This is a genomic window from Winogradskyella sp. (genome assembly GCF_003712105.1).
GTDB lineage: Bacteria > Bacteroidota > Bacteroidia > Flavobacteriales > Flavobacteriaceae > Winogradskyella.
In genome coordinates, this window is record NZ_RHLG01000001.1 from 603524 (window position 1) to 619665 (window position 16142).

A 16142-nucleotide genomic window follows, 5' to 3' on the forward strand; every position below is an offset into this window, starting at 1 on the left:
TACTCTTTTACGCTATTTACTGTGTTTTTTTCGTGTTTGAGACATTTTAATGGTTACCATTTCAACATCACCACCAATTGGAGGATTTATTTTACTTACACTAACTGTTGCTTTAGCAACTAATCGATCTTCAGAAAAAATTCTATCTAAAATGCGTTTTGCAACGGTTTCTAATAGCTTTGAAGGCTTTGACATTTCTTCTGTAACAACCTTATTTAAAAACACATAATCAACAGTATCATTAAGGTTATCTGTTGTTGCAGAAGTTTTTAAATCTGACTTTACCTCCAAATCTACCCTATAATCACTGCCAATCGCAGTTTCTTCTTTTAAACATCCGTGATAAGCGTATAATCGGATGTTTTCGAGTTTAATAATTCCCATAGAACAAATGTAACTCAAAAGCAGCTTAATAAAAAGGCATCCAATTTGTCTAACAACTCTAAGAGGTCTAAATTTACACTTTAATTTTTTGCAATGTCAGAAGAAGTAAAATCACTCAATTTTATTGAGCACATCATAGAAGAAGATTTAGAAAATGGCCTAGATAAAAACAAGCTGCGTTTTCGTTTCCCGCCTGAGCCAAACGGATATCTTCACATTGGGCACACTAAAGCAATAGGTATAAGTTTTGGACTAGGAGAGAAGTACAATGCGCCTGTTAATTTAAGATTTGACGACACCAACCCAGCAAAAGAGGAGCAAGAATATGTAGATGCTATAAAAAGAGACATTGCTTGGTTGGGTTATAAATGGGAAAATGAGCTGTACTCTTCTGACTATTTTCAAACCCTTTATGATTGGGCAGTCTTAATGATTAAAGACGGCAAAGCCTATGTAGATTCTCAATCTTCTGAAGCAATGGCAGAACAAAAAGGAACACCAACACAAGTGGGCACAAATAGCCCTTTCAGAGATAGAAGTGTTGAAGAAAACCTGGATCTGTTTCAGCGTATGAAAGCTGGCGAGTTTGAAGCTGGAACACACGTGTTGCGCGCCAAGATTGACATGGAAGACCCAAACATGTTAATGCGAGATCCTATTATGTATCGTATTCTATATGCACATCATCACAGAACAGGAGATGATTGGTGTATTTACCCAATGTACGATTGGACGCATGGCGAAAGCGATTATATAGAACAGATTTCACACTCATTATGTTCTTTAGAGTTTAAACCTCACAGAAAGCTTTATAATTGGTTTAGAGAACATGTTCATAATTATGCCAAGGAAGAGCTTCCAATGGTTCCAAAACAGCGAGAATTCGCCCGTTTAAACCTTAGTTACACCATTATGAGTAAGCGCAAGCTGCTTCGTTTGGTAAACGATGGTATTGTTAGTGGATGGGATGATCCAAGAATGCCAACAATATCTGGATTAAGACGACGTGGGTATACACCAAATGCTATACGGCAATTTGTGGAAAAAGTAGGTGTTGCTAAGCGCGAAAATGTCATTGATGTGTCGCTTTTAGAATTTTGTGTTCGAGAGGATTTAAATAAAACAGCAAATCGTGTCATGGCGGTTTTAAATCCTGTAAAAGTTATTATTACCAATTATCCGGAAGGAAAAGAAGAATGGCTTGATGCAGAAAATAATCCTGAAGATGCATCGGCCGGCTCTAGAAAAATACCTTTTTCAAGAGAAATTTATATTGAAAAGGAAGACTTTAAAGAAGAAGCTGGAAACAAGTTTTTTAGACTAAAATTAGGTGGAGAAGTCCGACTAAAGAATGCGTATATCATTCAAGCAAATGATGTAGTTAAAGACGACGATGGAAACATCCTAGAAATTCACTGTACGTATTCTACAGACACAGATAAAAAAGTTAAGGGAACGCTTCATTGGGTGTCTGCGTCTCATGCAATTACTGCAGAAATAAGAGAATACGATCGATTATTTATGCACGAAGCGCCAGATAGCGACAAGGATAAAGACTTTATGGAGTTTCTTAATCCAAATTCCTTGAAGGTTAAAAAAGGATATCTAGAACCGAGCCTATCAGAAGCCAAAATTGGAGAACGATTCCAGTTTCAACGATTAGGATATTTTAATGTGGATGAGGATTCAAAAACTGATAAATTGGTGTTTAATAAAACGGTTGGCTTAAGAGATAGTTGGGCAAAGCAAAGACCTCAGCAGAAGCAAAGTCAACCACAGAAACAGCCGCAACAAAAAAGAGCAGCAATAAGTGTTGTGCAGCAATTAGGAAAGAAGTATACAAACTTACCAGAGGATAAACAACAAAAAGTAAAAGCAGAAATACAATCGCTTTCTGTTGATATTACTTATGAAGAGTTAGAGCCGCTATTTGGCACTGCTGTTAAAAAAGCAGGAACTAGAATAGCCGTAACTTTAGTTTTGGGAGAGCTATTGAAAAATGGACAAGAACGAAACGATGCGATAGAGTCTTTTATAACCAAAGCCCTAGAAGACAAAAACGAATTATTGGTAAACGAAGCAAAAGCACTAAACAACTAATAGAAACCACCGTAAAACGAACCCCTAAGATAACCTTAGGGGTTTTTTTGTACATTTAAATCATACTAACTAAAAAATCAATAATATTATGGAATTAAATTTTATTGCTGTCGCGGTTTCTGCGTTAGTCCCAATGGTAATTGGCTTTATTTGGTACAATCCAAAAGTATTTGGCACAGCTTGGATGCAAGCATCAGGAATGACCGAAGAGAAAATTAAAAGTGGTAACATGGCCATTATTTTTGGTGTGTCATTGATACTATCTGTTTTACTAGCTCTTTCTGTTAACGGAATGGTGATTCATCAAGTAGCCGCAAGTCAAGTAGCATATCCAAACTTAGAGGCTGAAACATACAAAGCATTTATGGCAGAGTTTGGTGAAGTTCATCGCTCATTTAAGCATGGTGCATTACATGGCGCAATAGCAGGAATTTTTGTTGTGTTACCAATATTAGGAACAAATGCCCTTTTTGAAAGAAAAAGCTTTAAATACATCCTTGTTAATGTGGGTTATTGGACACTAACATTAGCGATAATGGGCGCAATATTATGCGGCTGGAACTAATAAAATAGAATTGAAAATAAAAGCCCTGACAAACAGGGCTTTTTTATTTTAAAGATTATTGGTTTTCACCATCCTTTTTTGCTTTTTTCATAGCTTCTCCAATCTGGTTACTTGCTGTAAAGCTAGCCACCATATCGTTTAGCATATTACTTCCTGCTTGTGGTGAATTAGGTAATAATATTAAATTACTATTAGTTTCTTGCCCTATAGACTGAAGCGTATCATAGTGTTGTGTAACTACAATAAGAGCAGATGCTTCTTGAGAATTAATACCAACTTTGTTTAACACTTCTACCGACTCTTCTAGACCTCGTGCAATTTCACGCCTTTGGTCAGCAATACCTTGACCTTGTAAACGCTTACTCTCAGCTTCAGCCTTCGCTTTTTCTACAATAAGAATACGCGCAGCATCACCTTCAAACTGTGCAGCGATTTTCTCACGCTCAGACGCATTAATTCTGTTCATAGCCGCTTTTACTTGAGAATCTGGATCAATGTCAGTAACTAATGTTTTAATAATATCATACCCATACTCAGACATGTATTCTTGAAGCTCACGCTTTACAGCAATAGCGATGTCATCTTTTTTCACAAAGACATCGTCAAGCTTCATCTTTGGAACCTCAGCACGTACAACGTCAAACACGAACGATGTAATTTGGTCATGAGGATACTCTAGCTTATAAAACGCGTCATATACTTTGTCTCTAATAACCTTATATTGTACAGAAACTTTTAATTTAACAAATACATCATCAAGCGTTTTAGTTTCTATGATAACATCAAGTTGTTGAATTTTTAAGCTTAGTCTTCCAGCAATACGATCTACTAATGGAATTTTCATCTGAAGACCAGAATGAGCTATGAACTGAAACCTTCCAAACCGTTCAACCACGGCAGCAGTTTGTTGTTTCACAATGAAGAATGCTGAAAACAAAACAATAATAGCTATAAAGGCAATCGGAATTAAATAATAAGGCATAATCTATATTTTTAATGGTTAAATACTAATTGAAACTAAATTTAAGTTATATTTTCTACTATAACTACTTAATTTTAGAATAAAGGCTTGAAATCTATAATTCTTTATTAGGTTTGTTTTATAAAACCCAAATCATGAGAACCAAGACCCCAATCTTATTAGTAGCAACCATACTACTTTTTGTTACATTTTCGCAAGCACAAAGATATCGCATACAAAACGGCATAGGTATTTATGGCGGCCTTACGCAATACGATTTAAATACAGATGACCTCATCACTAATTCAGGAAATGGCTGGCTGATTGGCTTAGCCGCAACAGTAGATTTACCGCACAAATGGTATAATTTAAGTTACAACATTCAACTTTCAGAAAATCAATTAGGTGTTTTAGGAGCACCGACGATTAACCAACAGCCAGAGTTTATAGACTACAAGTTGTTCGCAGCCCAAGTGGCCCTAATTGGTCACATAAAGGTCTTTAAAAACTATTTCACCATAGACGCTGGGCCAATGATACAATACAATGGCAATCTAGACTTAAAAGACGATTCGAAGGAGAATTACATTATCGAAGGTTTTAATACAATAACCGCAAATGATCTTTCAGAAATATCAAGGTTTAATGTTAACGGAACAATAGGAGCCGCTATAGGGTTTGATAATTTTAAACTAAGAGCTCAATATATCTATGGTTTTTTGAATTCGTTTAATAAAACAAATAGCCAAAACGTATCAGAAAACATAGACTTCAAAGGCAACCAAAGCATGTTGGTTTTTGGAGCAATGGTTGTATTTTAAATGCTATTAACTAAGGCGTCTATTCGCTTCACGGTTTCGTTTTTGCCAATTAAAAACATAATTTCAAAGACATCAGGACCCTGCAATGCGCCAACCAATGCAAGTCGTAAAGGCATCATGACTTTTCCAAAACCAATCTCGTTGTCGGTTATCCAACCTTTAAGTTTAGACTGAAGGTTTTGCACCGTAAACTCCCTTGTAGATGTTATAATCTCAATGGTTTTTTGCATTAAGTCAATCGTACCATCTTTTACAGCCTTTTTAAATGCTTTTTCATCGTATGTTTCTGGGGTCTTAAAAAAGTAGTGACTTAAGCTCCAAAATTCACTAATAAATGTGGCACGTTCTTTAATTAAACCAATAACAAGCGCAATATAATTCACGTCAATTTCAGTAAGCTCAGAATTCATCTCTTTAAATTCTTCAGCCAAATGCAAATCTAATTGCTGTTGCATGTAGTGATGGTTAAACCACTTGGTCTTATCCGGATCAAAACGCGCACCGGCTTTATTTACCCGCTCTAAATCGAAGTCATTAATCAATTCTTCCAAGCCAAAAAGTTCTTGCTCAGTCCCGGGATTCCAACCAAGAAATGCTAAAAAGTTAACAACAGCTTCTGGGAAATACCCATCTTCTTTATAACCTCTTGAGGTTTCGTTTGTTTTAGGGTCTTTCCATTCTAAAGGAAAAACAGGGAAGCCAAGCTTATCTCCGTCACGTTTACTTAATTTTCCTTTACCGGTTGGCTTAAGTATTAACGGCAGATGTGCAAATTGAGGTGCTTTCCAACCAAAAGCATTGTATAACAATTGGTGTAACGCCAATGACGGCAACCATTCTTCGCCACGAATAACATGAGAAATCTCCATTAAATGATCATCAACAATATTGGCGAGATGATAGGTTGGCATACCATCACTTTTAAATAATATCTTATCATCAAGTGTATTAGTATCAATCGAAATATCACCGCGAATAATATCTTTTAACTCTAATATTTCGTCTTGAGGTGATTTAAACCGAATCACGAAAGGTTCGCCAGTGTCTATTTTCTCTTGAGTTTCATCACTAGATAACACAAGAGAGTTGACAAGTCTACCTTTTTCACGATTATGCCAATTGTAAATAAAGGTTTTACCATTAGCCTCGTGGTCTTTTCTATGTGCATCAAGCTGCTCAGAGGTGTCAAAGGCATAGTATGCTTTTCCTTCTTTTATCAGCTGGTCAGCATATTGCTTATACAAATGCTTGCGCTCGCTTTGTCTATAAGGGCCAAACTTTTCATTTTTTCCTGGGCCTTCATCAAAAGGAATATTGCACCAATTTAAAGCGTCAACAATATAATTTTCAGCACCTTCAACATAACGATTTTGGTCAGTATCTTCTATACGAAGTAGAAATGAACCTCCATGTTTTTTTGCAAACAAATAATTGAATAAAGCTGTTCTTACACCACCAATATGTAATGGTCCTGTTGGACTTGGTGCAAAGCGAACACGAACATTTTTAGACATAGCTTAAAGTTAAAGTGCAAAGATAGTTTGATAAACGAAGCCTACAAAAAAAGCACCCAATAAAGGTGCTTTTGTGTTGTATATATGAATTGTAATTTAGCACCCAGAATCTACGATTAGCTCCAATATTGCAATCGTTATGCACCCACTTATGATATCAACAATTTCCACAGAGACAGTCCCAGAAGTTTCTGTGTAAGCTTGTAGATCTACTATTGGGTTATTTGCAGGGTCGATAAAGGTTATCTCAACATCGGAGTTTAATGCCAAAACCTCTTCTTCAGCTGTAGTTAAATCAAAAGTAGCAAAGCCATCACCATCACCATCACATTCTGTAATAGAAAAATCAACTGGCGAGACAGGTGGAGCAATAACCTCTAAAGTTAATAAAGCAATGTCAAAATTATTAGTGTTTATAGCTTCAGTTATTCTTACAAATAGAATCTCAGGGTTCGAAATGTTCTGATATAATATTGGTAAGGGGTTGATATTATTTACAGCATCTATTTCTGAAGAGTGATATGTTATTACATAGTCCACAGGGTTAGCGGTGCCGATAAAATGAGAGTTGTAAAGAGATAAATCAACAGTAGTAGAACCATCATTGTTGTCGTCACAAAGCTCTAGGTTAAGATCGTCTGGACTATTAATCGGAACGGCATTAGGGTCATTAGGATCATTGGGGTCACTCGTTCCTGAAGGGCTTAAATTAGAGCTTGGGTCATCTATACCTGTAATTTCCTCACAATCTGTTAAACCATCATTATCTGTGTCTAAATAATTTAAAAACAAAAACACGCCAGCAGTATCCGTTTGGCCCGTTATGGTACTTGTTGCCCTAACAAAGATTACTGGATTTAATACTGCTTCAGCAAACGGTAGCGTGTATGGTAATGTTAATGCATTAATCTCAGCCTCGGCATCTGCTTCAGTTTCGTAAAACACGTAGTCAGTATTGGGCACGTTAAACACATTAGCAAATAGCGCATCAAAATTATAGATAACTGGCTCACAGCCATCACCACCTGTTTCAGCAGCAGATAGATTGAGGTCATCATCATCTAAGTAATTTGGCAAACCATCACCATCTGTATCGTCATTAGTTGGGTCATTATCACCATCGTAATCTTCGTCTATAGTATTTATACCATCACCATCATCGTCTTCATCTAGATAATTAGGAACACCATCACCGTCAGTGTCATCATTCTCTAAATCACCATCTCCGTTAAAATCTTCAAAAATATCCAAAACACTATCTCCATCAGCGTCTTCAATCACGGTACAAGCATTAAAAGTACCTAAATCAATTGCCGATGTATTGTCATCTATTGTTCCTGAAATTACATTAGTAATTTCGCTATTTTCTACATCAATGCCTTGAAAAGCATAAGAAGTTGCCCCACAGTTTACTTGGGTAAAATTAACTTCTCCATCTGTAACAGGAATCGTCTGCGAGGTTTCGCCAACTGTTATTTGGACATAACCGTTGGTGACATTATCACCTTCACATGTGAGGAAGTTACCAGTAAATGTTATGTTGTCTTGAGATTCAACAACAATAGTAATATTTACATCAAAAGAGAAAGGACCAATGGTTGTGGTGAAAGCATCTCCAGGACAAATACCACCAAAAACAGTTACGGTTAGCTCTTCATCTGCAGGCACTAAACCACATTCAACACCATTGGCGTTAGTGAAGCCGTAAGTGCCAGTTACATTCAAAAGGCTTGAGTATAAGTCCAAAGCGGTATTAGGTAAGACATTACCGTTTTCGTCTCTAAGGGTTATGCATAGGTTGATTGGTGGGTAAGGAAAATCATAATTCCAAAACGTAAAATGACTAACTTCACCAACATAAGTGTTTCCTTGTAATGATGCCTGACCCTCTTCTTTCCAGTACCCATCGGCCTCATCAAAATACCATAAAGGAATACTACTTGGAGGATTAGAAGCGTTGTTAGGTAGCGGTATTGTTATAATAGAACGACTTCCTTGAGCCAATTGCAAAGGTTCACCACCTGTAGACTCTAATTCTACCGCAAGCATACCGTATGTTTCTAGAACAACCGCATTACCTTGAGTGTTTTGTGCATAAAGCATTCCCGGCATCATATCTGTCATACGGGAGTTATCAGGGCTTAAATGCTCGAAAATAACATTTACTAGGCCATTGTATGGTGTACCTTGAGCAGTAACAAAGTTGCCATCAAAACTAACCGACGAACCGTTTGGCAGGTTTACGGTCGAAGCTTGTCCGGAATCAATAGTTTCGACAATATCTTTTTCAATTAAAATGATTTTAATCTGATTAATTTCATTTTGAGCAGGAATCAATGTTCTGGAACCCGTTATGTAACCTTGTTTTTCCGCAGTGACGTATGCAAAATTTTCAAAAGCACTAGCACTATTTATTGAAAACACCCCAAAAGCATCGGTTGTGGCTGTTACATTGCCAATAGTAATGGTAACATTTTCAATCGGAGATTGATTTTCATCTACAACTTGGCCAAAAAAACCAGCGTTAATCTGACTTCCGAAGTTTTCAGTAAAATCTACCGCTACAGGATTTTCGTTTGAAGGTGGAACATAAGGAAAACTCTCGTCTTCACATGAAAATATAGTTATAAAAAGAAATAACAATAAGAGGTTGCAATAGCTTTTATACATGGTTTTTTTATATTGATTAACGATATATATTCAAAATTTAGAACCAGCAATATAGCTTTTTGATTCCATATAAGAATTTTCAGACATAAAATTTATTGAAGAACCATTTCTTTTGGCACGCGTTTATTCATGATTTTAAACCACAAAGGCGGTACCATTGCTAGTACCATAGATGTTGGATAGCCAAATGGCATTTGAGGACTTTCGTCGTGGCAGTCTAATACCTGATACTTTTTAGAAGATTTGTAATGGTGGTCGCTGTGCCGGGTTAATTCGTACAACACAATTCTGCCAATTACATGATTAGAATTCCAGGAATGCATCTCTTTAACGCGCTCATATCGCCCCGATTTAGCTTTTAAGCGCAAAAGGCCATAATGCTCGATATAGTTTACAGTTTCAAGTAAAATAAAGCCAACAACGCCAGACAGAATAGCAAATAATAAAACAGATTTACCAAACAAGAAGCCAAGAATAGACAGATACATTAATTGAATTATGATGTACCATAACATGTCATTTTTAATAGAAAAGAATGATAGTTTTTGGTTTTTTAATAATTTGTTTTGAATTCGCCAAGCACTAAAATACTGACGAAACGTAGAGGTTAACCAGAACGAATACACAGATTGGTTGTAACGAGCAGTAGCAGGGTCTTCAGGTGTGGCAGCATGCAAATGATGCCCATAATTATGCTCGATATAAAAATGCATATATAATGAAGGCAGCAGTAATGCCTTACCTATAAAGCGTTCATTTGTAGTTTGTCTATGTCCGAGTTCGTGACCAACATTTATACCATTTACACCCAAAACAATACCCAAAGAAAAAATAAGGCCAACAAATTCATTTGTACTTAAAACCGAATTAGAAACTACAGTCAGCGCATAGGCAATTAAGCCAAATACAATAGGAAGGTTGAGATAAAGTAGCCAATCGAATATTCGATTTTTAAGTTTGTTTTCAACAACATCAGGTGTGTCATTCTCTGTATCAACAGGGAAAATAAGTTCTAAAACAGGAATACAAACAAAAGCATAAATGGGAGTTGCCCAAACCCAAGAGCCTTTTAAATTAAGACCTATAAATGCACATATAGGAATAGAAAATGCCGCTAAATATTTAAGGTCCTTCATTTGTAAGGTGTTTTTTGAGTCGATTTAACAGTAAAACCCTCTAAATTAACAGAAAGTTATCAAATTTATGAAATCAACAATAAAATAATATTGTAGTTTAGTAAGTTGATGAAGTAGATATGAGCAATTTTAAGATTATACAGGCAAAGTTAGAGCAGTTTATTAAGAAGTTTTATTTAAATGAGCTACTTAAAGGCGCCATCCTGTTTTTTGCAATTGGGGTCTTGTATTTTATGGCAACATTGTTTATTGAATACATGTTGTGGTTAAATCCAACTGCGCGAACTTTCTTGTTTTGGGCGTTTGTTATTGTTGAGTTGTTACTTTTATCAAAGTTTATCTTTATTCCTCTTGCTAAACTATTCAAGCTTAGAAAAGGCATCAATCATGAAGAAGCGTCTAAATTAATAGGAAATCATTTTACAGAAGTAGACGATAAGCTTCTTAATGTACTTCAACTGAATCAGAACCCTCATCAATCAGACTTACTAATTGCAAGCATTGAACAAAAGTCAGCCGACTTAAAACCTATTCCGTTTCAAACCGCAGTTGAGTTTAAATCAAGTCTAAAATACTTAAAGTATGCTGCTATTCCGATACTAATTTTCTTGGTGTCGTTTGTTTCAGGACAGCTTAATTGGTTTAGCGACAGCTATGAGCGTGTTGTTAATTATCAGACCGCTTACGAGCCACCAGCACCATTTCAGTTTTTTGTAATTAATGATAAGCTTGAAGCTATCGAGAATAAGGATTTCACCCTTGTTGTTAAAACAGTTGGTGAAGTAATTCCAGATAAGGTTCAAATAAATTATAATGACCAAAGCTACTTTTTACAGCAAAACAACTCAGGGGAATTTCAATACACGTTTACCCAACCCAAAGAAACGATTTCATTTTCTTTATCGGCCAATGACATAAACTCTAAAGATTATAACCTTGAGGTGTTAAATGTCCCAAGCCTAGTTGGCTTTAATATGCTTTTAGATTACCCGAGTTACACTAATAAACGAGATGAAACACTAAAAAGCTCAGGCAGCGCCACAATACCAGAAGGCACAAAGGTGATCTGGAGTGTTAATACAAGAGCTACAACAGATGTCGTTATTTACAGTAATGACACACTGAATTTTGAACCCAAAGAGGTGAATGTTTTTACAGCTTCAAAACGATTATACAAAAACTACAGCTACAGTATCAACACGAGTAACAGTTCTTTAAAAGATTACGAAAGCTTATCGTATAATATTAACGTTGTAAAAGATGCTTACCCAGAACTAGATATAAAGGTTGAAAAGGACAGCTCAGATCAGCAAAGCTTATATTTTTACGGTCAAGCAAGTGATGACTATGGCATTAGAAAATTACAACTGGTGTATTACCCATCAGATAACGAAGCCGAAAAACAGGTTCTTCCAATTAATATTTCTAAATCTATTTTTTCTGAATTTGTAAGCGCGTTTCCAGACCAATTAAACATAAAAGAAGGTATTGCTTATGACTTATATTTTGAGCTCTTTGATAATGACGCAATTCACAATTTTAAAAGTGTAAAGAGTAGTGTTTTTAATTACAGAAAGCGAACCAAGACTGAAGAGGAAGCAAAACAGTTAAACGAGCAAAACGAAACCATTAAAAGTATTAGTAAAACATTTGAAAAGCTTAAAGAGCAAGATAAAAAATTAGAAGAGTTGTCTAAAACTCAAAAAGAAAAAGAAGCTCTAAACTTTAATGATAAAAAGAAATTCGAAAACTTTCTTAAACGTCAAAAACAACAAGAGCAATTAATGAAAAACTTCAACAAAAAATTGCAAGACAATTTAGAAGAGTTTCAGAAGGAGAATGATGAGAATGATGAGTTCAAAGAAGAATTAAAAGAACGCCTAAAAGAAAACGAAGAGCAACTAAAAAAAGATGAAAAACTTCTCGAGGAATTAGAAAAAATGACTGAGAAGATCAATAAAGAAGAGTTTAGTCAAAAGCTGGAAGAGTTAGCAAAGCAGAACAAAAACAAGCAACGAAGCATGCAACAACTTCTTGAATTGACAAAACGTTTTTATGTAACAAAGAAGTTAGAAAAAGTTCAGAAGCAGCTAGAAGACTTGTCAAAGGAACAAGAGCAACTTTCTGAAAAAGACTTGGATGAAAACAACAAAGAATCGCAAGACAAGCTGAACAAGAAGTTTGAAGACATACAGAAAGCAATTGACGAGCTTAAAAGTGAGAATAGAAAACTTAAGCAACCGGTAGATATAGAAAGAGATAAGCCAACAGAAGAAAGCATTAAGCAAGATCAAAAACAAGCTTCAGAAGAATTACAAAAAGGAGAGCAACAGCAAAATGCTCAGCCGCAGGAGATGAAGCAACAACAACAAAAAGCGCAAACAAAGCAAAAGAGCGCTGCAAAAAAAATGAAGCAATTGAGCGAACTGTTAAAGCAAGCGGCTCAATCTATGGGTGGAGGCGGAGATCAATTGCAAGAAGATGCTGAGATGTTACGCCAAATATTAGATAATTTGGTGTTGTTTTCTTTTGACCAAGAAGATTTAATGGACAAGTTTAATGCAATAGATGTAAACAATAATAATTATGGAAAATACATCATTAAGCAAAGCACCCTAAAAGAACACTTTGAACATGTTGATGATAGTTTGTTTGCGTTATCCTTAAGAAACCCTAAAATCTCAGAAAGGGTTAATTCAAAAATCACTGATGTTTATTTTAATATAGATAAAAGCTTAGGCCAATTAACCGAGAACAGAATTTATCAAGGCGTTTCTTCTCAACAATACACCATTACCGCTTCAAATGCACTCGCAAATATGTTAAGCAATATTTTGGACAACATGGAGATGTCTATGATGCCTCAACCCGGACAAGGGAAAGGCGAGATGCAATTGCCAGACATTATTATGAGCCAAGAAGAACTAAATAAGCAGATGCAAGAAGCAATGGAGAAGTTGGAGAAAGGCGAGAAATCTGAAGGAGAGAAAGAAGGCAGTGAAAAAGAAGGAGAGAAAGGAGAGAAAGGAGAGAAGGAGAAAGGTAAGGAAGGCGACAAGGGTAAAGAAGGAAATAATAAAGAGGGCGAAAATGGAGAAGGTGGAGAAAAAGGAGATGGAGAGCAAAATGGTGATGACGGCAGTCAAGGTGAAAAAGAAGGAGAAGACGGTAATAAAGACGGTTATGGAGAAGGTGGCAACGAGGAGCTTAATGGAGAACTATATAAAATATATCAGCAACAACAGCAATTAAGGCAGGCGCTCCAAGATAAAATTGGAAAAGAAGGTCCTCAAGGCACGGCGGGTGAATTAATCCAAAAAATGGAAGAGGTAGAACTAGATCTAATTAATAAGGGTTTCACCAACCAAACGCTGCAAAAAATGATGGACTTACAGCATCAATTATTGAAGTTGGAGAATGCAACATTTACTCAAGGTGAAGATGAAAAACGTGAGTCTAAAACAAATAGGAAAAACTATAACACTACATCTAAAAGTCAAATACCTACAGCTAGAGAATACTTTAATACTACTGAGATTTTAAATAGACAAGCATTACCTTTGCGGTCAACCTTTAAAAAGAAGGTTCAGGATTATTTTAAGTCTAATAATGATTAGCTTTAACTACGAAACAGATTTTAATCTTCAAGAAGAAACAGAATTCGCCAACTGGATCTCTAGTATAATTTCAGAGGAAAACAAAAAAGAAGGCGAGATAAATTACATCTTCTGCAGCGATGATTATTTGCACAAAATTAATGTCGAATATTTAAATCATGACACACTTACAGATATAATTAGTTTCGACTATTCTGTAGGAAAAGAATTACACGGCGATATATACATTTCTGTTGATAGGGTTCGTGATAATGCAAAAGATTTTGATGTGAGTTTCCTCAATGAATTATCAAGAGTAATGGCTCATGGCGTGTTGCATTACTGTGGCTATAAGGACAAAGAGAAGAAAGACATAGAGTTAATGCGCTCAAAGGAAGATTATTACATTAGTAAAAGACTGTAATTCTTCAATTTCAATGTATATTTGCAGACTTTTAAAAACGGCGTTCAAGATAATGTTCCACGTGGAACATAAAATTTAAAAACTATGTTTAGTGATGTGTATGATGTAATTGTTGTTGGAGCTGGCCACGCTGGAAGCGAGGCTGCAGCTGCAGCTGCTAATATGGGTAGTAAAACATTGCTAATTACAATGAATCTTCAAAACATTGCTCAAATGTCATGTAACCCAGCTATGGGTGGCATAGCAAAAGGGCAAATAGTGAGAGAGATTGATGCGCTTGGTGGTTATAGCGGAATCGTTTCTGATACCTCGGCAATACAGTTTAAGATGCTTAATAAATCTAAAGGTCCAGCAATGTGGAGCCCAAGAGTTCAAAGTGACAGAATGCGTTTTGCTGAAGACTGGAGATTGCTTTTAGAAAAAACACCTAACCTAGATTTTTATCAAGAAATGGTTTCGGGACTTGTCGTAGAAAACGGAAAAGTCGTTGGTGTAAAAACTTCATTAGGTATTGAAGTCAAATCAAAAACAGTGGTCTTAACCAATGGTACATTCCTAAATGGTTTAATACATATTGGGGAGAAAAATTTTGGTGGTGGTCGAGCTGGAGAAAGAGCTGCTACTGGAATTACAGAACAATTAATTGATTTGGGCTTTGACTCTGGTAGAATGAAAACAGGAACACCGCCTAGAGTTGATGGCAGATCCTTAGATTATTCAAAGATGATTGAACAACCTGGTGATGACAATCCAGATAAGTTCTCTTATTTAGACTCAACACAAAGTTTAAAAGAACAACGTTCTTGTCACATGACTTATACGAGTCAAGAGGTTCACGATTTGCTTAGAGAAGGTTTCGATCGCTCTCCTATGTTCAATGGAAGAATTAAAAGTGTTGGACCAAGATATTGTCCTTCTATAGAAGATAAGATAAATCGTTTTGCCGATAAAGAACGACACCAGTTATTCGTGGAGCCCGAAGGTTGGAATACAGTTGAGGTTTATGTAAATGGCTTTTCAACATCACTACCAGAAGATGTTCAGTTTAAAGCATTACGCTCTGTAGTTGGTTTTGAAAACGTAAAGTTTTTTAGACCCGGCTACGCTATTGAATATGATTATTTTCCTCCAACACAATTAAAGCACACACTTGAAACAAAGCTTGTGGACGGCTTGTTTTTTGCTGGACAAATTAACGGCACTACCGGATACGAAGAAGCTGCTTCTCAAGGGTTAATGGCAGGCATTAATGCAAGTTTAAAAGTTCAGGAAAAAGAGGCATTTACTTTACGCCGTGATGAAGCTTATATTGGTGTTTTAATTGACGACCTTATTACAAAAGGCACAGAAGAACCATACCGAATGTTTACCTCTAGAGCTGAATACAGAACATTATTACGACAAGATAATGCTGACTTTAGATTAACTCCAAAAGGTTATGAACTGGGATTAGCGTCTGAAAAACGCTTAAGAAGAATGGAGGAGAAGCAATCTAAGTCTGAAGCCTTTGTTCAATTTTTTAGAGAAACAAGCGTTAAGCCAGATGAAATTAATCCTATTTTAGAGGATAAGAATTCTGCAAAAGTTAAGCAGCAAGACAAAATGTTTAAGCTATTTGCTCGGCCAAATATTACCATTGATGACATGCGAAAAGTGTCGTCTGTTAATTCTTATGTGTTGCAAAACGACCTAGATAATGAGGTCTTAGAGCAAGCTGAAATTCAGGTTAAGTACGCGGGTTATATTGAGAAAGAAAAGAACAACGCAGACAAACTACATCGTTTAGAGAATGTAAAAATACCACTCAACTTTGATTACATGAAATTGCAATCAATGAGTCTGGAAGCGCGTGGAAAACTAACAGAAATACAACCAGTAACCGTGTCTCAGGCATCGAGAATAAGTGGTGTTTCTCCAGCAGACATATCTGTATTATTGGTTCATTTAGGAAGATAAAAAACAATGTTCCAC

Annotated in this window: 11 protein-coding genes; 6 read left to right on the forward strand and 5 right to left on the reverse strand. The window is 36.0% G+C overall.

The window, feature by feature from the left end:
* Positions 1-12: 12 nt before the first annotated feature.
* Positions 13-384 carry a dihydroneopterin aldolase gene (folB, locus tag ED556_RS02880; protein WP_296319129.1) on the reverse strand — a complete coding sequence of 124 codons (372 nt, stop codon included), beginning with the start codon at positions 382-384 and terminating at the stop codon, positions 13-15.
* A gap of 93 nt (positions 385-477) precedes the next feature.
* Here folB and ED556_RS02885 point away from each other — a divergent pair, with 93 nt between their 5' ends.
* Together ED556_RS02885 and ED556_RS02890 are read left to right on the forward strand one after the other, a co-directional pair.
* Complete coding sequence (locus tag ED556_RS02885) at positions 478-2484, forward strand: glutamine--tRNA ligase/YqeY domain fusion protein (protein ID WP_296319131.1); 2007 nt, start codon at positions 478-480, stop codon at positions 2482-2484.
* Positions 2485-2572: 88 nt separating this feature from the next.
* Positions 2573-3049: a DUF1761 domain-containing protein gene (locus ED556_RS02890; protein WP_296319133.1), complete on the forward strand. Its 477-nt coding sequence runs from the start codon at positions 2573-2575 to the stop codon at positions 3047-3049.
* A gap of 55 nt (positions 3050-3104) precedes the next feature.
* Here ED556_RS02890 and ED556_RS02895 read toward each other — a convergent pair whose 3' ends face one another.
* Positions 3105-4031, reverse strand: coding sequence for an SPFH domain-containing protein (locus ED556_RS02895; protein WP_296319135.1), 927 nt, complete (start codon positions 4029-4031; stop codon positions 3105-3107).
* A gap of 134 nt (positions 4032-4165) precedes the next feature.
* Here ED556_RS02895 and ED556_RS02900 point away from each other — a divergent pair, with 134 nt between their 5' ends.
* On the forward strand, positions 4166-4831 hold the full coding sequence (locus ED556_RS02900; RefSeq protein ID WP_296319137.1) for a hypothetical protein: 666 nt from the start codon (positions 4166-4168) through the stop codon (positions 4829-4831).
* Here ED556_RS02900 and gltX read toward each other — a convergent pair.
* The 3 genes from gltX to ED556_RS02915 all read right to left on the reverse strand — a co-directional run bounded on the left by gltX (position 4828) and on the right by ED556_RS02915 (position 10151).
* The gene (gene gltX, locus ED556_RS02905) at positions 4828-6345 is read right to left on the reverse strand and encodes a glutamate--tRNA ligase (RefSeq protein WP_296319139.1); all 1518 of its coding nucleotides are present in this window, start codon (positions 6343-6345) and stop codon (positions 4828-4830) included. The two genes, ED556_RS02900 and gltX, sit on opposite strands and share 4 nt — an antisense overlap.
* Before the next feature lie 96 nt (positions 6346-6441).
* Complete coding sequence (locus tag ED556_RS02910; protein ID WP_296319140.1) at positions 6442-9015, reverse strand: carboxypeptidase-like regulatory domain-containing protein; 2574 nt, start codon at positions 9013-9015, stop codon at positions 6442-6444.
* A gap of 92 nt (positions 9016-9107) precedes the next feature.
* The gene (locus ED556_RS02915; protein WP_296319142.1) at positions 9108-10151 is read right to left on the reverse strand and encodes an alkane 1-monooxygenase; all 1044 of its coding nucleotides are present in this window, start codon (positions 10149-10151) and stop codon (positions 9108-9110) included.
* Positions 10152-10270: 119 nt separating this feature from the next.
* Here ED556_RS02915 and ED556_RS02920 point away from each other — a divergent pair, with 119 nt between their 5' ends.
* The 3 genes from ED556_RS02920 (at position 10271) to mnmG (ending at position 16127) form a co-directional block, all read left to right on the forward strand.
* The gene (locus ED556_RS02920) at positions 10271-13768 is read left to right on the forward strand and encodes a DUF4175 family protein (RefSeq protein ID WP_296319144.1); all 3498 of its coding nucleotides are present in this window, start codon (positions 10271-10273) and stop codon (positions 13766-13768) included.
* A complete protein-coding gene (ybeY, locus tag ED556_RS02925) occupies positions 13761-14171 on the forward strand; it encodes an rRNA maturation RNase YbeY (protein ID WP_296319147.1) in 411 nt (136 codons plus the stop codon). The genes ED556_RS02920 and ybeY overlap by 8 nt, the downstream gene beginning before the upstream one ends.
* Before the next feature lie 84 nt (positions 14172-14255).
* A complete protein-coding gene (gene mnmG, locus ED556_RS02930; RefSeq protein ID WP_296319149.1) occupies positions 14256-16127 on the forward strand; it encodes a tRNA uridine-5-carboxymethylaminomethyl(34) synthesis enzyme MnmG in 1872 nt (623 codons plus the stop codon).
* Positions 16128-16142: the final 15 nt, after the last annotated feature.

Coding starts and splice junctions, on each gene's coding strand:
- folB (WP_296319129.1), bottom strand. CDS start 384: ATGGGAATTATTAAACTCGAAAACATCCGATTATACGCTTATCACGGA.
- ED556_RS02885 (WP_296319131.1), top strand. CDS start 478: ATGTCAGAAGAAGTAAAATCACTCAATTTTATTGAGCACATCATAGAA.
- ED556_RS02890 (WP_296319133.1), top strand. CDS start 2,573: ATGGAATTAAATTTTATTGCTGTCGCGGTTTCTGCGTTAGTCCCAATG.
- ED556_RS02895 (WP_296319135.1), bottom strand. CDS start 4,031: ATGCCTTATTATTTAATTCCGATTGCCTTTATAGCTATTATTGTTTTG.
- ED556_RS02900 (WP_296319137.1), top strand. CDS start 4,166: ATGAGAACCAAGACCCCAATCTTATTAGTAGCAACCATACTACTTTTT.
- gltX (WP_296319139.1), bottom strand. CDS start 6,345: ATGTCTAAAAATGTTCGTGTTCGCTTTGCACCAAGTCCAACAGGACCA.
- ED556_RS02910 (WP_296319140.1), bottom strand. CDS start 9,015: ATGTATAAAAGCTATTGCAACCTCTTATTGTTATTTCTTTTTATAACT.
- ED556_RS02915 (WP_296319142.1), bottom strand. CDS start 10,151: ATGAAGGACCTTAAATATTTAGCGGCATTTTCTATTCCTATATGTGCA.
- ED556_RS02920 (WP_296319144.1), top strand. CDS start 10,271: ATGAGCAATTTTAAGATTATACAGGCAAAGTTAGAGCAGTTTATTAAG.
- ybeY (WP_296319147.1), top strand. CDS start 13,761: ATGATTAGCTTTAACTACGAAACAGATTTTAATCTTCAAGAAGAAACA.
- mnmG (WP_296319149.1), top strand. CDS start 14,256: ATGTTTAGTGATGTGTATGATGTAATTGTTGTTGGAGCTGGCCACGCT.